At 64.0% G+C, this 21,963-nt stretch carries 22 protein-coding genes and 2 pseudogenes; 8 read left to right on the top strand and 16 right to left on the bottom strand.

The features are described 5' to 3' along the window. The first annotated feature begins 3 nt into the window (after positions 1-3). From fumC to VFL62_RS14525, 3 genes are all read left to right on the top strand, one after another. Positions 4-1,422: a class II fumarate hydratase gene (gene fumC, locus VFL62_RS14535; RefSeq protein ID WP_325173075.1), complete on the top strand. Its 1,419-nt coding sequence runs from the start codon at positions 4-6 to the stop codon at positions 1,420-1,422. Between the two features lie 333 nt (positions 1,423-1,755). Further along, positions 1,756-1,944, top strand: coding sequence for a DUF4169 family protein (locus VFL62_RS14530; protein WP_325173074.1), 189 nt, complete (start codon positions 1,756-1,758; stop codon positions 1,942-1,944). Continuing rightward, positions 1,941-2,228: a ribbon-helix-helix domain-containing protein gene (locus VFL62_RS14525; RefSeq protein WP_325173073.1), complete on the top strand. Its 288-nt coding sequence runs from the start codon at positions 1,941-1,943 to the stop codon at positions 2,226-2,228. The genes VFL62_RS14530 and VFL62_RS14525 overlap by 4 nt, the downstream gene beginning before the upstream one ends. Before the next feature lie 199 nt (positions 2,229-2,427). On the opposite strand, the gene VFL62_RS14520 is transcribed toward VFL62_RS14525, so the two are convergent. From VFL62_RS14520 to VFL62_RS14480, 9 genes are all read right to left on the bottom strand, one after another. After that, positions 2,428-2,925, bottom strand: a complete 498-nt coding sequence (locus VFL62_RS14520) for a cytochrome c (RefSeq protein ID WP_325173072.1) — start codon at positions 2,923-2,925, stop codon at positions 2,428-2,430. Between the two features lie 7 nt (positions 2,926-2,932). Further along, complete coding sequence (locus VFL62_RS14515) at positions 2,933-3,358, bottom strand: DUF6152 family protein (RefSeq protein ID WP_325173071.1); 426 nt, start codon at positions 3,356-3,358, stop codon at positions 2,933-2,935. Between the two features lie 61 nt (positions 3,359-3,419). Continuing rightward, the gene (locus VFL62_RS14510) at positions 3,420-3,845 is read right to left on the bottom strand and encodes a DUF6152 family protein (protein WP_325173070.1); all 426 of its coding nucleotides are present in this window, start codon (positions 3,843-3,845) and stop codon (positions 3,420-3,422) included. 28 nt (positions 3,846-3,873) lie between these two features. Beyond that, positions 3,874-4,719 (bottom strand): hypothetical protein, encoded by an 846-nt coding sequence (locus tag VFL62_RS14505; protein ID WP_325173069.1) that lies wholly within the window; start codon positions 4,717-4,719, stop codon positions 3,874-3,876. Between the two features lie 154 nt (positions 4,720-4,873). Then, positions 4,874-5,371 carry a DUF6644 family protein gene (locus VFL62_RS14500; RefSeq protein WP_325173068.1) on the bottom strand — a complete coding sequence of 166 codons (498 nt, stop codon included), beginning with the start codon at positions 5,369-5,371 and terminating at the stop codon, positions 4,874-4,876. 48 nt (positions 5,372-5,419) lie between these two features. Then, positions 5,420-5,902 carry a DUF6644 family protein gene (locus VFL62_RS14495; protein WP_325173067.1) on the bottom strand — a complete coding sequence of 161 codons (483 nt, stop codon included), beginning with the start codon at positions 5,900-5,902 and terminating at the stop codon, positions 5,420-5,422. Positions 5,903-6,100: 198 nt separating this feature from the next. Beyond that, positions 6,101-9,835, bottom strand: a complete 3,735-nt coding sequence (locus tag VFL62_RS14490) for an AsmA family protein (protein ID WP_325173066.1) — start codon at positions 9,833-9,835, stop codon at positions 6,101-6,103. Positions 9,836-9,993: 158 nt separating this feature from the next. Next, on the bottom strand, positions 9,994-11,226 hold the full coding sequence (locus VFL62_RS14485; RefSeq protein WP_325173065.1) for a cytochrome P450: 1,233 nt from the start codon (positions 11,224-11,226) through the stop codon (positions 9,994-9,996). Positions 11,227-11,307: 81 nt separating this feature from the next. Beyond that, the gene (locus VFL62_RS14480; protein WP_325173064.1) at positions 11,308-12,594 is read right to left on the bottom strand and encodes an MFS transporter; all 1,287 of its coding nucleotides are present in this window, start codon (positions 12,592-12,594) and stop codon (positions 11,308-11,310) included. Between the two features lie 203 nt (positions 12,595-12,797). On the opposite strand from VFL62_RS14480, the gene VFL62_RS14475 reads away from it, so the two are divergent. Continuing rightward, positions 12,798-13,175, top strand: coding sequence for a rhodanese-like domain-containing protein (locus tag VFL62_RS14475; RefSeq protein ID WP_325173063.1), 378 nt, complete (start codon positions 12,798-12,800; stop codon positions 13,173-13,175). Between the two features lie 4 nt (positions 13,176-13,179). Here the strand turns inward: VFL62_RS14475 and VFL62_RS14470 are convergent, their stop codons facing one another. The 3 genes from VFL62_RS14470 to VFL62_RS14460 form a co-directional block, all read right to left on the bottom strand. Beyond that, positions 13,180-13,560: a hypothetical protein gene (locus VFL62_RS14470; RefSeq protein ID WP_325173062.1), complete on the bottom strand. Its 381-nt coding sequence runs from the start codon at positions 13,558-13,560 to the stop codon at positions 13,180-13,182. A gap of 186 nt (positions 13,561-13,746) precedes the next feature. Further along, positions 13,747-14,382, bottom strand: coding sequence for a hypothetical protein (locus tag VFL62_RS14465; RefSeq protein ID WP_414644720.1), 636 nt, complete (start codon positions 14,380-14,382; stop codon positions 13,747-13,749). A 227-nt stretch (positions 14,383-14,609) separates the two neighbouring features. Next, positions 14,610-16,025 (bottom strand): FAD-binding oxidoreductase, encoded by a 1,416-nt coding sequence (locus VFL62_RS14460; RefSeq protein WP_325173060.1) that lies wholly within the window; start codon positions 16,023-16,025, stop codon positions 14,610-14,612. A 95-nt stretch (positions 16,026-16,120) separates the two neighbouring features. On the opposite strand from VFL62_RS14460, the gene VFL62_RS14455 reads away from it, so the two are divergent. After that, positions 16,121-16,621 (top strand): thioesterase family protein, encoded by a 501-nt coding sequence (locus VFL62_RS14455; protein WP_325173059.1) that lies wholly within the window; start codon positions 16,121-16,123, stop codon positions 16,619-16,621. Positions 16,622-16,784: 163 nt separating this feature from the next. On the opposite strand, the gene VFL62_RS14450 is transcribed toward VFL62_RS14455, so the two are convergent. Beyond that, the gene (locus VFL62_RS14450; protein ID WP_325173058.1) at positions 16,785-17,597 is read right to left on the bottom strand and encodes an alpha/beta hydrolase; all 813 of its coding nucleotides are present in this window, start codon (positions 17,595-17,597) and stop codon (positions 16,785-16,787) included. Next, a complete protein-coding gene (locus VFL62_RS14445; protein ID WP_325173057.1) occupies positions 17,579-19,078 on the bottom strand; it encodes an amidase in 1,500 nt (499 codons plus the stop codon). The genes VFL62_RS14450 and VFL62_RS14445 overlap by 19 nt, the downstream gene beginning before the upstream one ends. Before the next feature lie 57 nt (positions 19,079-19,135). On the opposite strand from VFL62_RS14445, the gene VFL62_RS14440 reads away from it, so the two are divergent. Then, positions 19,136-19,348, top strand: coding sequence for a hypothetical protein (locus VFL62_RS14440; RefSeq protein WP_325173056.1), 213 nt, complete (start codon positions 19,136-19,138; stop codon positions 19,346-19,348). Then, complete coding sequence (locus tag VFL62_RS14435) at positions 19,312-19,590, top strand: hypothetical protein (RefSeq protein ID WP_325173055.1); 279 nt, start codon at positions 19,312-19,314, stop codon at positions 19,588-19,590. Before VFL62_RS14440 ends, VFL62_RS14435 begins: the two co-directional genes overlap by 37 nt. A 47-nt stretch (positions 19,591-19,637) precedes the next feature. Here the strand turns inward: VFL62_RS14435 and VFL62_RS14430 are convergent, their stop codons facing one another. Then, positions 19,638-19,811 (bottom strand): DUF1328 domain-containing protein, encoded by a 174-nt coding sequence (locus VFL62_RS14430; RefSeq protein ID WP_325173085.1) that lies wholly within the window; start codon positions 19,809-19,811, stop codon positions 19,638-19,640. Positions 19,812-20,083: 272 nt separating this feature from the next. Between VFL62_RS14430 and VFL62_RS14425 the strand changes: the two are divergent. Then, positions 20,084-20,911, top strand: a pseudogene (locus VFL62_RS14425) (ATP-dependent helicase); the annotation flags it as partial. 107 nt (positions 20,912-21,018) lie between these two features. Here VFL62_RS14425 and VFL62_RS14420 read toward each other — a convergent pair. After that, a pseudogene (locus VFL62_RS14420) lies at positions 21,019-21,912 on the bottom strand (ATP-dependent helicase); the annotation flags it as partial. Positions 21,913-21,963: the final 51 nt, after the last annotated feature.

Below are 21,963 nucleotides of genomic sequence, written 5' to 3'. Positions count from 1 at the left end.
GACATGGCCCGTGCGAAATCTTCCTCCCCGTCGAAATCGACGCGCACCGAGACCGACAGTTTCGGCCCCATCGAAGTTGATGCGAGCCGCTATTGGGGCGCGCAGACCGAACGCTCACGACAGAATTTCCGTATCGGCCATGACCGGATGCCGATCGAGATCATCCGTGCGCTCGGCATCGTCAAGCTTGCCGCGGCCGAGACCAACCGCGAACTTCGCCTGATCGACCAGCGCCGCGCCGGCGCCATCATCCGTGCCGCGCGCGAGGTGATCGAGGGCAAGTTCGACGACCACTTTCCGCTGGTGGTCTGGCAGACCGGCTCGGGTACCCAGACCAACATGAACCTCAACGAGGTGATCGCCAACCGCGCCAGCGAATTGCTGGGTGGCAAACTTGGCGCCAAGGCGCCGGTGCATCCGAACGATCACGTCAATATGAGCCAGTCCTCGAACGACTCATTTCCGACCGCAATGCATATCGCCGCCGCGACTGCGATCACGCATCAGTTGTTGCCGGCGCTGACGATGCTGCTGCGCGCGCTGCGCGCGAAGGAAAGGGCGTTCGCAAAAATCGTCAAGATCGGCCGCACCCATACCCAGGATGCAACGCCCCTGACGCTCGGTCAGGAATTCTCCGGCTACGCCGCCCAGGTCGAGCACGGAATGCTGCGGATACGCGCGGGCCTGAAAGAGCTTTATCCGTTGGCGCAGGGCGGCACCGCGGTGGGAACCGGCCTCAATTCGAAGCCGAAGTTTGCGCGGACATTTGCCCGTCATGTCGCCAGGATCACCCGCCTGCCGTTCACCAGCGCGGCGAACAAATTCGAGGCGCTAGCTTCCAACGATGCCTATGTGTTCGCCCATGGCGCGCTGAACGCAACCGCCACCGGCCTTTTCAAGATCGCCAACGATATCCGCCTGCTCGGCTCGGGGCCGCGCTCGGGCCTTGGCGAACTGATCCTGCCCGAGAACGAGCCGGGGTCCTCGATCATGCCCGGCAAGGTCAATCCGACGCAGTGCGAGGCCATGACCATGGTGTGCTGCCAAGTGTTCGGCAACCAGGCCGCCATCACGACCGCCGGCAGCCAGGGGCATTTCGAACTGAACGTCTACAAGCCACTTCTGGCATATTGTATGATAAATTCCATACAATTGCTCGCCGACGTCACCCGTTCTTTTACGGAGAACTGCGTCACGGGAATACGCGCCGACGAAAAGCGCATCCAGGAGCTGATGGAGCGTTCGCTGATGCTGGTGACCGCGCTGGCCCCGAAAATCGGCTATGACAATGCCGCCAAAGTGGCCAAATCTGCACACAGCCGCGGCACCACCTTGAAGGAAGAGGCCATCAGGCTCGGCTTCGTTTCCGCCAGCGAATTCGACCGTTTGGTGAAGCCGCGCGAAATGACGCACCCAGGTTGAACGCTGCATGGGCGTCATGCAGCGCGACAATGAACCCACAAATCGTCTAAAAGAATTATGCCTCGGGCTTTTACCGCGGTGCATTACCGTGGTAGAGCAAAAATATTTCGAGAAACCGTCACATTTGCGACCACACGGCATAATGGGGAATTCATATATGAGAGCCGAACCGGCTTGCGCGGTTTCGACCGCTTTGGGTGCGATTGATCCACCTCAAGGTCATGCCGCTTCATCAAGTCAAAATGTTTTTTTGCCGGCCCTGAGGGGTGAGCTGGAGAACCATATGCGCCTTCGGTCGGCTGCAGGCCGGCGACCTGCATGACGGAGGGCAAGATGGGGGATTTGATCAATCTGAACAAGTTCAGAAAGCGCGTCGAAAAGGAGCGTGCGGAGCAGCAGGCCGCGACGAACCGCGCCAAGTTCGGCCGCACCCGGTCCGAGCGCGAGCGCGAGGAAGCGCAGAGCGAGCGGGCCCGCGAAGTGCTCGACCAGCATCAGATCGACGGCGGGGAAGCGTCATGAAGTCTCCCGTCGTCAAGCGATCGATCGTGGTTGCAGGCCACAAGACCAGCGTCAGCCTCGAAGAAGCGTTCTGGAACGGCATGAAAGAGATTTCAGGCCTTCGGAACATCACGTTGTCCGAACTGGTCGGCGAGATCGACAGCAATCGCCAGCAGGGCAACCTGTCTTCGGCGATCAGACTGTTCGTGCTCGACTACTTCCGCACGCGCGCCCAGGCCGCGGCGCCCCCGTCGGCAACGGAGCCGGTCCCGCGTCACGACGGTCCGAACCAGTCGCGCAGCTGACCGCGGCCGTAAACCGCTCGGCCTGCTCGGGCGTCTGTTGATTCGCGCCGTTCGCTGACGGCCTCGCGCGCTCGGCCTGCTCGGGCGTCTATCGATTTGCGCCGTTCGCTAACGGCCTCGCGCGCTCGGCCTGCTCGGGCGGTTATATTTGGTTTGCGCCGTTCGCTAACGGCCTCGCGCGCTCGGCCTGCTCGGGCGCTTATTCCGGCTTCATGTTCAGCGCGTGGCAGCCATTGCAGCGCAGGCGCAGCTCCTTGATCTGCGCCCTGAACTCGTCAGGCTTCTTGGTACGGCTGGCATTCCAGGCAATTTTCGAGGCCTCGCTCGCGCGCTTATAGAACTCGCCAAAGTTCGACCAGATCGCTGGATTGGCGAAAGTGTCGGTGGCGGGATCGCGTGTTGCCCCCTCCTTCCATTGATTGGTCGCCGGCGGAAACAGATGTGGAAACGCCATCAGCAGGGTCGAGATAACTTCGGCATGCTCCTGCGCATCCGCAAGCTCCAGCTTGCCTTCGGGCGCCAGCATGGTCTCGATCTCGTCCATGTTCATGTCGATCTCGCCCATCACGATCTTGCGGGTGAAGATCGTATCCTTGGCCGGCGGCTGATCCTCGGCCAGCGCCGATACCGCCGCCAGCTCCAGCGCTGCCGCGAGAATGCCGGTCAGAACGCGGCTTCGTTTGCGGAGCGCGCGCATGCCGGCTCTAGTCGAGATTGGCCGTTTGCTGGTCGCGGAGATGGGTGGCGTAGACCTGGCCGTTTGAAAGCGTCGTCAGCTGACGCAACAGGCCCAGCCGCTTGCCGGGCTGCCGCAGCGGATGGAACACCACCTCGACCTCCTCGCCGGGGCGCACCGTGTCGCGCCGCCAGCCCTCGTCGACGCGCGTCAGGTTTGCAGGACTGGTCGTTTCCATCAGCCAGTCGGTTGGCGCGCCGCCGGACTTCAGCGTTCCCCTGACGGTCAACATGACGTGCGGATTGACCCAGCGCAGCTCCACGACCTTGCCCTTGAGCACCTCGCTGCGCATTTGATCGAACATCGCCCCGGAATGGTGGGCGGCGCTTTGCGAAATGCCGGCGGCGACCGCCGCGACCGCAACCACACCGATTGACCTCGTAAAGCGGCTCATCATCCCCCTCCCCGACGATCCCCTTCGCTGCCGGACCGCTCGCCTGATTTCGAGGCAGTTCTTATTCGAGGCCCGGCTTTTCCTGGTCGCGGATATTGGCGGGAAACACTTCCCCGGTCGAGAGCAACTTCATCTCGCGCAACAGCCCGTTCTTCTTGCCGGCCTCACGTTCGGGGTGGAAGGACACCTCGATCTCGTCGCCCGGTTTGATGATATCGCGCCGCCATCCGCCGACGCGCGTCAGATTACCCGGACTGGTCGTTTCCATCAGCCACTCGCTCGGCGCTTCATCCGAACTCGGCGAGCCCATGATCGTGATCGTGACATGCGGGTTGACCCAGCGCATCTCCACGACCTTGCCCTTGAGCTTGAGCATCTTCGAAAAATCGAACATCGCCGCCGAATGATGCGCGGCGACCTCCGTCAATCCGCCCGCCAGCACCGCCAGGACGGCAAACGCTCCGATCGATTTGAGGACATGTCGCATGGTCGTCTCCTGTTCTGTTCTTGACCGGCTATTTGGCCGGAACGGCCGTGGTATGGCCCCATTCGGATTTCTGCACCGGGACAAAGACGTGGTCGCCTTCGGCATTGACGCGCTCGACCAGATCGCCGGTCGCGCAGACGCCTTCGACGATGTCGAACTTGCGCGCCCGCTGGCGGAAGAAGATGCGCGTCGTCTTCCACGGTTTGGTCAGGATATGCGGCGCGATGATTTCGAGGTCATCGTGCAGGATGTCCTTGTCGGCCAGATGAATGCGCTCGATCACATGCATGTCGCCGTTGTTGGGCAGTCCCACCGCTTCGCTGATGGCGAGCGGCGCCTGCGGCACGATATCGACGGTGTCGACTACCAGCGTGTCGCCTTCCCAGTGACCGATCGAATGGCCGTGGAAGGTCGGATCGGACGATTCCGGGTGACCGCGGCCATCGGTGTAGATCCGGCGCAGGCGGTTGCCGTCGGATTCGCCGAGCATGGTCACGCGGCCCGGCGTGAACAGGATTTCCATCGCGTTGTGCGTGACCAGCATCCAGGACGGGTGCGCTTCAGGCAGGCAGTTGCCGAAAATCAGCGTCGGACGTCCGGCCTTTTCCTCGGCAAACATGTGCGCGACCTTCTTGGCGGCCTCCTCGTTCCACGGCGGCGGATTGCTCTTCACCTGCGCGTCCTGGTCCGTGATCTTCGGATTCCAGACGCCGCTCCAGTCCGGCAGCTTGGCAATATCAGCCCAGTCCTGGGCCGTCGGCGGCGGGTTGATGACAGTGGGGGCTTTCTGCTTCGCCTGCGCCATCACATTCGACGGCGCCAGCAAGAGGGCAAAAAGAGCGACCGAAGCGATACCGATTGGACCCGATTTCACGCGCATTCTCCGCAAGATTTAAAGAGTGATCTGAACTCGGAACGGCCACCAAGGCTAGCCAGAACATGTTGCAATGTGAAGTCAGTGCGGGCGTGGTGGTTCAGAAGTTCGAAACATGGCTCCGCGAATGATACGAACCTCGGAGTCGCTGACATTAGTGCATCGTGAAGCCGGTGCCGCGGCCGAGCGAAACGATCGCGACCCAGGCCACGAGTGAAATGGTCGCCGCGGTCTTTGCCGACGCCGGCGTCCTTGCGCCCGGCGCCTCCCAGCGTTCGATGTCGCGTTCGCCGAACAGGTGAAACACCGCCATGTTGATCCCGGCGAGCACCAGCATCACCAGCTTGATCTGGAACAGGCGGTTGTGGCCGTAATGGGTGGCGTCGGACGAAAACATCAGCGAGCCCGTGATCGCGGCGACGGCAAACGCAGCCCAGGTGTAGGGAATGATATCGCGCATCAGCCGCTTCGCGCTGATGTCGAGCGAAGCGATGCCGAGCAGCCGCAGGTCGACGATCGAGATCGTTCCGACCACGAGCACGATCGCCAGAACGTGAACCGACTCGATCCACGGAAACAGGAGGTCGTTCTCCGCGATCGCGATCGCGATCGGCGTCGACTGCAACCACTCCAATACGCGATCAATCTCCACTGAAACCATCCTTCCGATCTGCCGTATGGGGCGATGAATGCGTGGGCATCAGGCGAAATAGGCGATCCAGCGCCCGGCGAAAATGATCGACGACCACAGCGCGATCGAGACGATGGCCAGCGTCACGGCGGTGCCACGGGAGGCATCGCCGAACCCGGCCTTGCGCCGGTGCAGAACTTGAAACAGCCATGTCACCGTCAGCGCCGCGAGCAGCAGCAGCATCTTGAGCTGAAACGCCGGGTTCTTCAGCGAACGCGCTGGCTCGGCGACGATCATGACGATGCCGGTTGCCAGCAAAAGCAGCAGCGGCCACCAGATCAGCGGCAGGAACCGCGCCTTCACCGCCTGAAGCGGCCGGTTGGCCCAGAACACGCCGATCAGCCGCAGATCGAGCATCAGCGCGGAACTGGCGACCACGGCGATGGCGAGAATGTGGATGGTTTGCACGGTGGGCACGACCCATGCCGTTTCCTTGATCCACTCGCTCAACGCCGTGTGATCGATCCACAGGCAAATCTCGTTCAGCGTCATGTCGGCGCGCCCGTTCCCTTTAGGGGGTCCGCTTGAGTTACGGATGGTGCAAGCCTACCCCCGGCCGCCTGCAATCGTGAAGGCTGCTTTTTCACATGGACGCATGAGGGCCACGCCGAGGATCTTTGCGCCGGGCAAGGCTGACGGAATTTTGATCCTCGATGCGGCTCCCCATGTCAGATCGACCTCGGCGCTTCGCTAGAACGCCGGCGGCTGGGCGGGAGGCGTCAGCGCCAGCGGCGGCTTTGGTCTTGCCGGCCGCGGCGCCGGCCGGACCTCGATCGGCGGCGGCAAAGGTGGCGGGACCTGCTGACTGACAACCGGCGCGGTGGCGGGCGGATTGTTCGTCGCCGGCGCGTTCGCCGCCGGCGGAATTGCCACCGAGCGCGGCGGGCTGGCCCGCGGCTTCGGCGGCCGCGGCGGGGCGTCGATAGCGGGCGGACCAGGAGTGCCCGCCTCAGGCAGGCTCATCGGCTGTACCGGATGGATCGAGGCTGGATTTGCCTCGCCACGCTCGATCGAATCCAGCCGCCTGGTCTCTCGGTCGATCGCCCTCACCGCGAGCCACGACGACAACGTCGCGACGTCGACGGTTCGGCTCAGCGAATCGGGCGTGCCGGCGGCGAAAATCTGGATCTCCGGCGGGCTCGCTTGTCCGGTGCCGGCGCCCGGCGCGGTCAGCGCCGCGCGGAAATCGGCCTGGTCAGCGAGAATATCGTAGCCACCGGACACGATGGCACGGACACCCTCGCCATCCAGCGTGGTGGCGCTGACACGAAGCCGGCCGTCATGGATCGTGAACGGGATCTGCGCCGATGCCACGAGCAGCGCACCGCCCGACAAGGCCGGCTCGACCAGCCTGCGCAGACGGACATCGTCGGTCGCCTGACCTTCGTCGCTGGCGCGAATGGCAACCTCAAACGCCCGCGGATCGAGCCCGGCGATACGTGCCGCCTCCATTGTCACGGTGCCGTTGCCTGAAATCGCGCCCATCAAAGCGGAGGCGCTGCGGCCCTGGCTCGCGAGCGTCATCTGCAGGGAAGTCCGCCCCGGAGGCATCGCGAGCGAGCGATAGCGCAAGGCGGCGCCGTCGACGCCGGAGAATGCGATGCGGCTGCTCAGCGAAAGTCCGCCCGGCGTCTGCCTTGCCTCAATGTTGCCGTTCAATTCGCCGCCGCCGATTGCGCCCTTGATCGCTTCGACATTCAACGACTGACCATCGCCTTTGACGGTGCCGCTCAAGGGACGCAATTCGCTGCCGCCCGGCAGCACGGCGCGCAACGCCTGAAACGCGATTCGTCCGCGCCAGCCCCTGGACAGTCCACCGCCGAGCGGCTCCGCCGGATCGCGCCCGGCTCCGATCATCATGGCAAAGACCGGCGCCAGATCCAGCGAATCGAGGCCGACTTCGCCATCGACCTTGCGTTCGCCGTCGAGCGACATCGCGACGTGGCCGCGCAGGCGCGAGCCCGAAATCGTTCCGTCGATGTCGTCGAGCGTCATCTTGCCGGCCGCGACTGAAACGCGCGTCGACAAGCCGACATCCTGCACCGTCTTGTCGGAAGCCTTCAGATCGAACAGCGGCGCCAGATTGAGCCCGCGCGCCGTCAACGACAGGCTGGCCTTGATCGCCTTGGGATCGAATTCCTGGACGAACGGATCGGCAGTGCCCTGCGCCTCGGCTTGAAATCCGGTGCCGCTAAGGTCGAGCTTGAGATGAAGCGGCGCGCCCCACGCGCCCGACACCGAGCCCTGCAGCTGCGCAGCTCCATCGCGCGCGGCGATGATCCCATCGAGACCAAGCAGCGTAAGCAGCGGCGCGCCCTGCTCGGAGGCGAGTCTGGTCTCCACGGTCACCTCGCCGTGCAACAGCTTGTCGATGTCAGCATCGCGCAGATTTGCCGCGCCGGGCTTGGCCGCGATCGTCGCCGAGCCCTTGAACTGCGGCGCGTCGAGATCGATCGAGGCCCGCGCATTGGCGCGGTCGGCGCGGCCCGCTTCCTTGTCGACGGCAAGCGCGAGCTTCAGATGCGCCCGGCCCGGCGCGAGCTTCATCGCGCCAAGCCGCGCGGCAAATTTCGGCGACACAGGCGCGATCGCGCCTGCAAGCTGCGACAGCGACGCCGCACTCGAATTCAGCGACAGTTTGCCCGTCGCATTGCTGCGGTCGAACGCGCCGCCGGCTTCCAGCACGACGCCGCTGGGCTCGCCGATCTTCAAGGAGTCCAGCGTCCAGCTCTTCGGGTCATAACCCAAGGTCGCCGCGAACGGATGCAGATCCTGTCCGGCCGAGACGGCGTGATTGATGGTCAGCGAAAGCCTGGCCCGCTCCGGCCATTCGCCTTGCGGGCCGATCACCGCGCGCACAAAAGCGTTGGCGGAGTCGAGGTCGAGCCGCTCGGCCTTCAGCGCCGCTTCGAACGCCGCGCCGAGCTTGGCATCGTGCGTCCACGCCATCCGGCCTTCGACCGCGGCGCCGTCGATCTCCGACTTCACATTGTCGATCGCAACGCCGCCGGCATCGACGGCGACGTCGCCGCTCAGGCGAAACGGATTTTGGCTGCGATAGCCGAGTTCGCTGCGGCCTTGCAACCACATCACCAGCGCATCCGGGTCGGAAGATTCGATCGAGAGCGTGCCCTTGAAGCGACCGGCGGCGCCATCGCCCGCCTTGCCGCTCAGCGATACGTGCGTCGTGCCCGGCGCGCGAAGGTCGAGCCGGTCGACCGCCCACGAATTGGCATCGGTGCGAAGCTCGGCGGTGAAATTCTGCACGCTGCGTCCGCCGAGGACGATCTGCTCGGCGGCAAGTTCGAGGTTTGCCGGAAAAGGCGTCTCCGGCAGCGCGGCCAACAGTGCGCGCAACACCGGCATCACACGCACCGGGTCAGCGGCATCGTTGCCGTCGCCGAGCTTGATGCTGTTGGATTTAGCGCCGCCTGACCGGGCACTGTTGTTGCCCGCGGCACTGTCCTTACTATCTTTGGCCGCGAAGCGGTCGGCATCGAGTTGCCGCGCCGACAACGCCGCGTGCAACAGCGGCGAGGCACCAAAGCGCAGATCGCCCGTGCCGCTCAGCTTGAGCGCGGCATCTTCAGCGCCGTAGCTCAGCTCGATCTGGTCGAGCTTGGCCGCGGCGTGATCCGCCTTCACCCGCGCGGCGATGCGCCACGGAGGATTTTGCACGGCGCCCTTGTCGCCCTTCCCGGCGCTCGCGGTCCAGCTCACGGTGCCTTCAAAGCGCGGGCTGCGGGCCTCGAAGCTGAGAAAGCCGTCGAACTCCGCCGACTGCGGCCGCGCGGCGGAATCGATCACCAGATGCAGCCGCGTGCTGTTGCCGTCGGCGCTCTGGCCGGACGAGACGCGGAACGGATAGCGGCTGCCGGACACTGTTACGCTGCCGTCGCCACGAAGCGAGCCGGCAAGCGAGCGGACGTCGCCGGAAAAGGCGATGTCGTTGAGTTCAAGCGTGCGACGGCTCAGCGCATCGTGCAGCGCCGCGCGGCCGGTGAGGTGCAGCCGGTCGATCGACAGCGAGCCGAGGTTGAACTTGCCTTGTCCCGATGGCCAGTCGATCGCGCCTTTCGGGTCGAGGCCAAGGTCGAGCGCCATGCCGTCGATCGAAAGCTGGGTGGCGCGCCACTCGCCGCGCATCAGCGAACCGAGGCTGAATTCAACGTCGAGCTTGTCGGCCTTGACCTTGCCGAGGTCGTTGGCGCCGCCGACCACCACCGAACGCAGCCGCAGGCTGGGCGAGGGCAACAGGCGGGCTTCGAGTTCGCCGGCGACGCGCACGGGCGCGCCAATGACCTGGGTGGCCTCGGCCTCGAACTGCGGACGGAACTGGTTCCAGTCGACGAAATACGGTCCGACCAGCGCGGCAACCAGCGCAACGATCAGGGCAATCGCCAATCCGAGCAGCGTCGTCTGCACGGTGTCTCCTCTTGAAGGCGCGGATCAGGTTGCAGGCGCTTGGGCCATCGTCCTCGATATCGGCCGGGCCCTGAGCCGATCTCGAGCAAGCAACGTGCCGCCACCAGCTATATATCGGCCATATATAAAGTGAACTATGGCGAAGTCACAGCCCGCTTTCACCAGCTCGCCGGCAGGTGCTTCAGGCCACGCAGCACGAAGGTCGGCCGCCACTGTGGATCTTCCGCGTCATCGAGCCGCAGCTCCGGCAACCGCCGCAGCAGGGTCGAGATGGCGATTTCGGCCTCGATGCGGGCGAGCTGCGCGCCGAGGCAGAAGTGGATGCCACCGCCGAACGACAGCGGGCGTATGTTGGGGCGGGTAATGTCGAGCCGGTCGGGCCGGTCAGGATAGGCCGCCGGATCGCGGTTGGCCGATCCCAAAAGACACAGCACGGTCTCGCCCTTCGGGATCTTTCTGTCGCCGAGGTCGTCAATGTCCTCCAGAGTGACCCTTCCCGTCATCTGGACCGAGGAATCGTATCGCAAAAACTCCTCGATCGCGTTTCCGATCAGTTCCGGGCGCGCTTTCAACAGCGCGAGCTGGTCCGGATTGCGGTAGAGCGCCAAGAGCCCGTTGCCGATCAGGTTGACGGTGGTCTCGTGGCCGGCCCCGAACAACAGGATGATGTTGGCGGTGAGTTCCTCGTTGCTGAGTTTGGTGCCGTCTTCCTCGGCCTGCACCAGCTGCGTGGTCAGATCGTCGCCGGGCTGTTTCCGCCGCAGCTCGAACAGCTGCTTGAAATACATCTGCGCCATCATGTTGGCAGCGTTGCCTTGCGCAATCTCGGCAGGCGACAGCGGCACCGGATCGAGCACCCGGCCGCTATCGCGCGTACCGGCGTAGAACGTCTCGCGGTGCTCTTCGGGAATACCGAGCATGTCGCAAATGATCGTGACCGGCAGGCGGAATGCAAAGTCCTCGATCAGGTCCATCTTGCCGCGCGGGATGACGCGATCGAGGGTCTGATCGACAACTTCCTGAATCCGCGGCCGCATGTCTTCGACCCGCCGCGCCGTGAAGGCCTTCACGACCAGACCACGCAAACGGGTGTGATCCGGCGGGTCCTGTTGCAGCATCCAGTGGCTCATCGAGCGGAACATCGGCTCGTCCATGATCTTCGGGCCGTAGCGCCGGCTCGATCGCTCGACGAAATCCTTGCCGAAGCGCTTGTCGCGCAGGATGCCGCTGACATCCGCATGGCGGCTGACGAGATACATGCCATGCGTGGTGAGATGCACCGGGTCGCGGCGACGCAGCTCGTCGTAATGCGGATAGGGATTTTTGATGAATTCCGGCGCCAGCGGATTGAACAGCGGCGCGGCTGCCGCAGCCTGTGCGGGCTCGTTCATCAGCGTCTCCCTCCGTTTCGGCGCAATATAGGAGGGTTATGGCCGCGCATGAAGGTCCGAACACCGTCCCGTCCCGGGACTTTAGTCCGGTATCCGGTTCAGGCGGCCGGCGACCGCGCGGACTTTCCGCGGGCCGGCGCGCCAGACCGCCAGCGCCGAAAGCGCACACATGCCGATCGCGATCAGGAAGGCGCCACCGTAGCTTCCGGTGAAGTCATGCAACAGGCCCGTCACCCACGGTCCGACCGCGCCGCCGGCAAGCGCTGCAACCTGGATGGTTCCGAAAATGCTGCCGTAATGCCTGCCCTGAAAGATTTCGACCACGATCGCGCCCATCACCGAGGTCAGACCGTAACCGAGCGCGCCTTGCGCGAACACCATCAGATAGATCAGCACGAGCGAATGAATCTGGGCGAGTGCAATCAGCGCCGCAAAGCAAATCGCGAATCCGGCACAACCGATCGCCCAGACCCATTCACGGCCGATGCGATCGGACAAATGGCCGAGGAAAATCTGGCCGGGAATGCCGAGCGTTGAGACCGCCCCGAGCGACCACACCGCGACTGCCGGGCTGAAGCCGATATCGAGCAGATATTTGGTCTGGTGCACCTGCACCGCGTACCAGATGTAAAGTCCGGCAAAATAGCCGACCGCAATCCACCAGAAACGCCCGGTAGCCATCGCGCGAGCTAGCGTCCAGTCGATGCTCGTCCAGGCGGGATCGACCACGTTCGACACCGGCTTCGGCGCGAGCGGCGACGGCTCGACGTCGCCATCGGGCAACAGGCCGAGATCCTCGGGGCGTTTGCGCAGCAGAAGGTTGATCGGCGCCAGCACGATCAGGAGCAAGAGACCCATCGCGGTGCACGCGGCGCGCCAGCCGCTTGCGTCGATCATGAACTGCACCCAAGGCAGCAGCGTCACCGAGCCGACGCCGACGCCGGCAAAAGCGAGCCCGATGGCGAGGCCGCGGCGGCGGTGAAACCAGTTCGGCAGAAACAGCGATTGGCCGGTATAGCCGAGGCAGATGCTGCCGGCGCCGACGAGCACGCCGATCGTCAGGTAGAGATGCCAGGGCTCGCGTGTCAGCGGCGCGAGCAGAAGACCGCTCCCCATCAAGCCGACCCCAAGCTCCATCACGCTGCGCGGGCCGAAACGATCCATCAGCCGGCCAATCAGGGGACTTGCGATTGCCGAGACGACAAAGCCGAAGGAGAACGCGCCGGCCGTCACGCCACGGTCCCAGCCGAACTCGCCGAGGATCGGCGGAAACAGCAACGAAAAGGCCGTGCGTGCATTGACGCCGATCGCCATCGAGACGAAAGTCACCGCAATGATGATCCAGCCGTAGAAAAACGGAAGCCGCATTGAGGTCCCTCTTGGAGGCGCGATCCATAACCGTCGAATACAGTCGTCATTGCGAGGAGCTCGCGACAAAATTGCAAAGCAATTTTGCGCTGGAGCGACGAAGCAATCCAGCTATTTTGGCCAACTGGATTGCTTCGCTGCGCTCGCAATGACGGCTATAAGCAGCTATCCTCGAGACCAATCAATTACCAGGGAGATAAAGCATGGCGCTCGGTGTCAAGCAGATGATGGAAGCCGCAAACGCTGCGGTGCCGAAGATCACGGCCGCGGAGGCGCGCGAGAAGATCGCCAAGGGCAATACGTTGCTGCTTGACATCCGCGACGGCACCGAAGTTCAGGCCAGCGGCAAGGCGGCCGGTGCCGTTCACGTCTCGCGCGGGCTGTTGGAATTCCGCGCCGATCCCGACTCGCCGACCCACGACAAGAACTTTTCCAAGGACAAGACCGTCCTGATCTACTGCGCCTCCGGGGGGCGCGCTGCGCTGGCCGGCAAGCTGCTCAAGGACATGGGCTATAGCGAGGTCTACAATCTCGGCGGCTTCAAGGATTGGGCCGAGAGCGGCGGCGCGGTCGAGAAGTAGCGTATTACTGCGCCAGGATCGGGTGATCGCGCAGGACCTCGTCGCGAATCGTCGGCGCTTGAATCGCACGAAACAGAATCCGGGCCGTCCTGACATCCTCTGCTGTCAGGCACAGATCGATGATCTGGCGCACGGCAGTATCGCGCAGCAGATCGTCGCCGATCTTCATCGCGGTTTCCATCGCCGCGCGCGCCGCACGTTCAAAGCGCTGGAATTCCTCCTGCCGGTCCTTCGCATTGGGCGTACCTGCCTTCGCCGCACTATCGGCGGCGGCGCGGCATATGTCGCGGATCCGGTGCGCGGCCTCGATATCCCCGATCGGCCATGCCACGGGCACTTCCCAAATCTCCTTCGGCTTGGGCTTGTTGAACCAGCGCATCGCCATCAGGCGTCTTCCCGAAAAAACCTAGAGGGCCACCAGAAAATATGGACTTCTAGTGTGCCGCGACTGTGATGTTCCTTTGAAGAAGTCGCGGCAACACTAGATTCAATAAGTTTGCGAGTGCCCATGACTTTCCGAAGTTCGTGAAGGTGGTTGCCGCGACGGAGCACGAACTTCGGAAAGTATGCACTAGCCCTGCCCACGGATGGTCGGCGAGGACGGATTGACCCGGCGCACCGTGATCGGCGAGCCATCGGATTCGAAGCGCAGGTCGTAGCGCCTGCCGTGCCTGTCGGTTGCCGAACAGACGATGCTGGTGACGCGACCGGCGGCGAAATTGCCGAGCTGCACACATCGCCCCGCCGACTTCACCACCGCCGGCACCGGCAAGCCATCCGCTTTCGGCTGGCTCTTGGAGTTGAGCAGCATCCGGTCGACAGCCAGATCATAGATGTTTTCATTGGTGCGCTTGCCGCCATCGCCGGAGAACGAAACGATGTGGTTCGGGTCGGCGGGATCATCGAGCGCGATGGTGAAATAAGCGCGGCCACCGCTGCTGTGAGAGTAGGCCACGGTGCGGCAGGCAAAATCGCGCCCCGCGATCTTGAGCGTGCTGCATGTCCCGCTCATCATCGCAAACAGGTCGGTGTCCGGCGTCTGCGGCTTCAGGTCGCCTGCAGAATCGTCGGCATCGCTCGGCGCTGTGGCAGGCTGGGTCTGCGCGGAAGGGCCCGGCGGCGAGGAAGCACTATCTTCCGCGGCCGCCGGCAAGGTCGGCGCCAGCAGCAATAGCAGGGCGGCGGCGATATTTCGGCCAAGGCGCATCATCAGGTTCAAGACTCTCAAGCCGAAAATTTCCTGTCAATCGAATACTGGCACGATCACTGTAGCCGCAAATTGCGTCATCCGCTTCGGCCCTCTGCTTCCGATGTTGGTGTCATCTTGCGCAGCAACATTTGGACCAGAAAACCAGGCGTTGCCAGAGCTCCTTTGATTTCCGCGGTTTGCATCCGAGGCCGCCGCGATAGCATGCGCACCCCGGAATCAGAGCTCTAGGCCGGCATGATTTTTCCCGGATTAAAAATATTCTTTGGATCGAGCGCCTGCTTGATCGCGCGCATCGCCTCGATCGCCTCGCTGCCGAGCTCGCCTTCGAGGTACTTCTGCTTGCCCTGGCCGATGCCGTGCTCGCCGGTGCAGGTGCCCTGCATCGACTGCGCCCGTTCCACCAGGCGGTGCATGAACTCCTCCCCGCGCGCCATCTCGTCGGCATCATCGACGTCACAGAGCAGCGAACAATGGAAATTGCCGTCGCCGACATGGCCGACAATCGGCGATTGCAGGCGCAGGCGCTTCAAATCGTCCTCGGTTTCGGTGACGCAATCGGCGAGGCGGGAGATCGGCACGCAGACGTCGGTTGCCACCACGCCCGCGCCCGGGCGCAGCGCCTTGACCGCCCAATAGGCATCATGGCGCGCCTGCCACAATTTAGTGCGGTCCTCGGGGCGCGTGGTCCAGGTAAAACCGCCACCGCCGCATTCGCTGGCGATCTCGGCGAAATTCTTCGACTGCTCGGCGACGTCCGCCTCGCTACCGTGGAATTCGAGCAGCAACAACGGCGTCTCAGGCAATGACAATTTCGAATAGGAATTGCACGCCTTGACCTGCTCGGCGTTGAGCAGTTCGATCCGCGCCACCGGAATCCCGGTCTGGATCGCCATGATCGTCGCCTGGCAGGCGCCGCGCACGCTGTCGAACGAGCAGGCCGCCGCCGCAATCGTTTCGGGAATGCCGCGCAGCCGAATCGTGAGTTCGGTGATGATGCCGAGCGTGCCCTCGGCGCCGACAAACAGATGGGTGAGGTCATAACCGGCGCTGGATTTCTTGGCCCGGGTGCCGGTCGTGATGATCTCGCCGTCGCCGCGCACGACCTTTAGCGCCAGCACGTTCTCGCGCATGGTGCCGTAGCGGACGGCATTGGTCCCGGAAGCGCGGGTCGAGGCCATGCCGCCGAGCGAGGCGTCGGCGCCGGGATCGATGGGGAAGAACACACCCTGGTCGCGCAGGTGCTCGTTCAGCGCCTTTCGCGTGACCCCCGGCTCGATCACGCAATCGAGGTCCTCGGCATGGACCTCCAGCACCTTGTTCATGTCGCGAAAATCGATGCAGACGCCGCCGGCCGGCGCATTGACCTGGCCTTCCAGCGAGGTGCCGGTGCCGAAAGCGATCACGGGAACGCCATCGGCCGCGCAGACGCGCACCACGTCCTGGACGTCGACCGCGCCTTGCGCGAACACCACCGCGTCCGGCGGCTGCGATTGCAACCAGGTCGTGGTATGGGCGTGCTGTTCGCGCACGGCTTGCGAGGTGACCAGACGGTTGCCGAACCGCGCCGCGAGCTTTTCCACCACGGCCGCCACCGCCTTGGGCTCCGCGCGCTTTGGATTGTTGGTAATCGTTGTCGCCACCGTTAGACTCCTGCCACGGAAATACCGTGGCAAAGGATATATAGGGGGTCAAGACATGATGTCCGCCTTACGCCCGGCGAAGGGGAATGGGAAGCATGACGGCAGAAAATGGCAGTATCCCGGCGCCGTTCCTCTCATCGGTGATGCAAATCGAACCGCAATGGATCGACTATAACGGCCACCTCAACATGGCCTATTACAACGTGATGTTCGACCGGGCGATCGACGAGATCTGGCTGCTGCTCGGCATCGGCCCTGACTATAAGAAGGCGCGCAACAACTCCACTTTCACGGCCGAATGCCACGTGCGCTACCTGCGCGAGATCCACCTCGGCGATCCCGTGCAGATTTCGGTCTACCTGCTCGCCGCCGACGAAAAACGCCTGCACACGTTCGAGGAATTGCGCCATGCGCGCGAGGGGTGGCTGTCGGCGACCTCGGAAAACATGACCATGCATGTCGACATGGAAAAGCGTAAGACCGCGCCCTTCCCGTCCGACGTTCGCGCCACGATCGAGGCGGTGGCACGCGCCCATGCGCGGCTGCAGCGGCCCGAAGGCGTCGGCCGGGCGATCGGCATGCCATCAAAGGGCTAGTGTCCCGATTCCAAAATGCGCAGCTTTTTGCGGAACCACTTTTGCGACTTCGGAATCGAAAGGAAATATCTAATGTTCTAATGTGGCTTTTGGTTCAGAAGCCCGTATGACGACCTCGCGGCAATACGATTGCGGACTTCTGAACCGCCCCACCAGAGGCTTGTTAGCAGTGCGCCAGCAGCCGCTCGGTCAGTCCTTCCGGATTCGACAGAGCAACGAGATGGCCGCCGGGAATTTCCTCCACTTCCTTGCCGAGCCGTTCACGCGCGACACGCCTTTGAAATTCGATCGGAAAAAAGCGGTCGTCTCGTCCCGCAAGAACGTGAACGGAAATCTCTGACCAGCGCTCGAAGCGACAGGGCTCACCGAAAACGGTCTCGGCCTGGTCGCGTGGTTGCGGGCCGTTGCGCAGGACGTCCCGCGGCACGTCGTGCAAAAAATACGTCTCCACATCGAATTCCGTCGCGTAGCCGCGCCGCGCAGCAGCTTGTTCCCGCGCTTCAACCGCGCCGGTTGCCTGCCACCAGGCGCCGGCGGTTTCGCCTGGCTTTGGTATCATCGCGTTGACGAATACGACCGTCTTTACGGGCGCACGCGCGCAAACAAGGGGAGCGGTGAAGCCCGCCAGGGATTGAGCGACCAGAATTACGTCGCTTCGCTTCGCGATCGTGCGAGTGATGATGTCCGCATAGGTTTCGAGACCGGCGCGCCGGTCGTCGCCCGGCAGATCGACCGCGAGGGGCTCGTGTCCCGCCGCGCGAATGAGCGGGACCACGCGGTGCCAGTACCAAGCCATGCCTCCCGCCCCGGGAACGAGGACAAATAGCGCCATCTGAGTTTCTCCTTCCTGCTGGCGGATTGATCGCCCAATGAGCCCGGCTTTACTTGATCGGGATTGATCTTGCGCGAAGTTGGGTCGTCCCCCCAAAGTCGAAAGGGCTGGGCTGATCGTCGGCGCTAGGCCTGTCCCACCCACGCCGGCAGCCGGTCGAACCAGGGCTGCACCGTCTCGAGCTGATGGGCGAGCTGCAACAGCCGCGCCTCGTCGCCCATGCGCCCGGTGAACTGAACGCCGAGCGGCAGGCCGGCGGCTGTCCAATGCAAGGGCACGCTCATGGCCGGCACGCCCGTGAGATTGGCGAGCTGCGTGAACGGCACATATTGCAGGCTGTCCTGCGCGATCTTGTCGATCGTGCTGTCGAACAAGCCAAGGCGCGCCATCAGGCCGAGCAGACCGACGCGATCGAGCACATTCAGCAACACCTGCTCCGCGGCGCTGGGATCGCCCTGACCGTGGCGCACCGGCGGATGCGCCAATGTCGGCGTCAGCAGCACGTCGTAGCGCTGATGGAAGCGCGCCAGGCTGCGTGCGAACTCGTTCCATTTAAGCAATTGCGTCGTCAGCGCGCCGGCCGAAATCGCGCCGCCGAGCGTCGCCAGCACCCGCGACAGCAGTTCGAACTCGCCGCGCTCGATGCCCAGCGCACGCGCCTGCGCCAGCATGGCCGCGACTTGGCCGAAGTAGACGTGCAGGAACGCCTTCGCGAGCGCTGCGCCGTCGATATCGGGCGCAGCCTCATCGACCTCGTGGCCAAGGCCACGCAGAAGAGCGGCCGCGCGCTCGACCGCGGCCTTTGCCTCATCATGCACCGGCGTGCCGATTGGCGAGACCGCGGAAAATCCGATCCGCAACCGGCCAGGATCGCGCGCCATCGATTGGGCGAAGGCCTCTGCTGGTTTTGCGGCCAGAAAAGGATCGCCCGGCTCGCCGCCCGCGATCACGTCGAGCGCGGCCGCCGTGTCGCGCACGCTGCGCGAGATCACGCCCTCGGCCGACGCGCCGAACCAATACTCGCCGCTGTTCGGGCCGGGTGAAACCAGCCCGCGCGACGGCTTCAATCCGAACAGACCGCAGCAGGCGGCAGGAATACGGATCGAGCCGCCACCGTCATTGCCGGCCGCCATCGGCACCACGCCTGAAGCCACAGCCGCGGCTGCGCCGCCGCTCGAACCGCCCGGCGTGTGTTCGGCATTCCAGGGATTGCAGACCCGGCCGAAGCTTTGCGAATCCGACACGCCCTTTAAGCCCAGCTCCGGCAGGTTGGTCTTGCCGAAAATCACGAGCCCGGCGTCGAGATAACACCTGACGACGTGCGCGTGTTTGGCCGCGACATTTTTCTGCATCGCGCGGCTGCCGGCGCTGGTCGGCAATCCGGCATAGTCCTGCGCGATATCCTTGATCAGGAACGGCACGCCCGCGAAAGCGCCGGTCAGCGGCTTTTGCAGCTGGGCGCGGGCCTCTGTCTCCATCATCCGGCAGATCGCGTTGGTCTTCGGCTGCGCCCTTTCGCTCTGCCCCAGCGCCAGCGCCAGCAATTCATCCGCCGTCACGTCGCGGCGCCAGACCCGGTCGGCAAGGCTGACCGCATCCTGCTTCAGATATTCGGAAAAGTTCATAGGCCGCCCCCTGCCCCGCTCAGCCGCCACCTTGAGCATCCTATCCGCGAGGGCGGCGTGCGCCAGCCTTACTACTTCGCCTTCCGCAAGATGACCGACGCGTATTTCGGGGCCTACAAGGCCGGCAACCGCTGCGCGATCACGCAGATGATCGATTTCTACGGCGGGGAAGGCACCTTTGCCGGATGGCCGCAGCGCGTCCGCGATTATGCGATCGAACCCACGCCCGTAACATGCTCGACTGGAAAAGCGTCTACGGCTTTGCGCTGACGCCGGCCTTCCTCGCCAGCGTGCGAATTCCGACGCTGGTTTTGATGGGTACCAAAAGCCATCCCGCCGTCAAGCGCGCCAACCGCCTCCTCGGCCAGTGTATCCCGAACGCGACCCTGACACGGATGGAGGGGGCGGCCCGCTTCATGATCGCAACCCACGCCAAAGAGGTCGCTCACGTAATCGCCCAGCATCTGGCCGGGGTTCAGCGTGAATTTGCGGCGATCTCGCTCTCCACTTGATCGACCCGCTCGCGAGGCCGGATGCGGTCGCCACGACTATACCCGCGCTACACGCGGTTCCTGCCGCGCGCCAAGCCGACGACGGCGGAAATGATAAACAGCACCACCGCAATAAAGAAGATCGCTTTGGCGATTTCGATGGAGACACCCGCGATGCCGCCGAAGCCAAGAATACCGGCGATCAGGGCGATGACGAGAAAGGTGACGACCCAGCTCAACATGACAAGCTCCGCTTCGATCCGTTCTGGCGCCATGCCGAAGCATCGACGCATTCGTTGAACCAATCTCGGCCTGGAACAAAGGTTCCGGGCGGCAAAAGCCGCAAATCCGGCGAAAAATCCCGCTCCAAAAGGAACAAATAACAGGGGTACTTGGGGCTGGATAACTCCTGTCAAAATCCTGTCCCACGCCCCATATGTTGGCCATTCCTGCTATGAAGGCTCCCCTTCAATCGCCCATGATGCCATCGTGGGCGCGCAAACCGAATCAGGACATGAGCGAGCCGAGCCACCTGCCCCGCCACGACGTGCCCGACCACCAGCCTGTGGCTGGCGGGATTGCGGCGCGTGCGCGCGCCGGGGCGGCTCCCGCCTACCTTTCACGGCTCAATCCCGAGCAGCGCGCGGCGGTCGAGACACTGGATGGCCCGGTGCTGGTGCTGGCCGGCGCGGGCACGGGCAAAACCCGCGTCCTGACCTGCCGCATCGCCCACATCCTCAGCCAAGGCCGGGCACGGCCGGGCGAAATCCTCTCGGTGACGTTCACCAACAAGGCCGCGCGCGAGATGAAGCATCGCCTCGGCGAGATGCTCGGCCAGGCCGTCGAAGGCATGCCGTGGCTCGGCACCTTCCATTCCATCGGCGGCCGCATCCTGCGCACCCATGCCGAGATGGTGCAGCTCAAATCCAACTTCACGGTGCTCGATACCGACGATCAGGTGCGACTCTTGAAGCAGCTTTTGCAGGCCGAAGGCATCGACGACAAGCGCTGGCCGGCGCGGATGCTGGCCAACCTGATCGACGGCTGGAAGAATCGCGGCCTTGGTCCGGCGCAGGTGCCCTCGGGTGAAGCCGCGGTGTTCGCCAACGGCAAGGGCGGCAAGCTCTATGCGAGCTATCAGGAGCGGCTGAAGATTCTCAACGCCGCCGATTTCGGCGATCTGCTTCTGGAAAACATCCGCCTGTTCCGCGAACACCCTGATGTGCTGCGGCAATACCAGCATCGCTTCAAGTTCATCCTGGTCGACGAATATCAGGACACCAATGTCGCGCAGTATCTGTGGCTGCGGCTCTTGGCGCAGGCGCCGGCGTCTGCACCCTCGCCCCGCTCTTCTGTCCCCTCTCCCCTTGTGGGAGAGGGTAGCGACGAGCGAAGCGAGGCGCCGAGTGAGGGGTCACTTGCGCTTACAGACACCACACCCAACCCCTCACCCGCCTCACCGCTACGCGGTTCGGCACCCTCTCCCACAAGGGGAGAGGGGACAGCAGCGCGGGGAGAGGTGGAAGAGGAAGGCGCCTGCGACAATAGCCGCAGCCAGAGATACTGCGCGACATTGGTGTCCTGATATTCGTCGACCAGGATGAACCTGAAGCGGTTCTGGTATTGCCGCAGCACGTCCGGATGTTCGCGAAACAGCCGGATGTTCTCCAGCAGCAGGTCGCCGAAATCGGCGGCGTTGAGGATCTTCAGCCGCTCCTGATAGGCCGCGTAGAGCTTGCCGCCCTTGCCATTGGCGAACACGGCGGCTTCGCCCGGCGGCACCTGCGACGGGCCGAGGCCGCGGTTCTTCCAGCCGTCGATCAGGCCGGCCAGCATCCGCGCCGGCCAGCGCTTGTCGTCGATGCCGTCGGCCTGCAGCAACTGCTTGAGCAGGCGGACCTGGTCGTCGACGTCGAGCACGGTGAAATTGGATTTGAGCTGCGCCATCTCGGCATGGAAACGCAGGATGCGGCCGCCGATGGAATGGAAGGTGCCGAGCCATTGCATGCCTTCCACGGCCTGGCCCAGCATCTGGCCGAGCCGCAGCTTCATCTCGCGCGCCGCCTTGTTGGTGAAGGTCACCGACAGGATCTCGTTCGGGCGCGCGCGCCCCAGGCTGATGCTGTGGGCCACACGCGTCGTCAGCACGCGCGTCTTGCCGGTGCCGGCGCCGGCGAGAACCAGTACCGGGCCGTCCAGCGTCTCGACCGCCTCGCGCTGCTCGGGATTGAGACCGTCGAGATAGCGGGGGCCGGCAGCCGCGCGCGCCCGCGCGGCGATGCCGCCGGCGGCAGGCTGGTGGTCGGGGACGCTCAGTGGGTTCAATTTGCCGCGCTCGGTCATCGAATCAATCTTGGCCCACGATGGCACCGCAGGGTCGTCAGGGGGAGCCTT

It is taken from the genome of Bradyrhizobium sp., assembly GCF_035701725.1.
In the GTDB taxonomy this organism is placed as follows: domain Bacteria; phylum Pseudomonadota; class Alphaproteobacteria; order Rhizobiales; family Xanthobacteraceae; genus Bradyrhizobium.
This window is presented reverse-complemented; position numbering and strand designations above follow the sequence as displayed.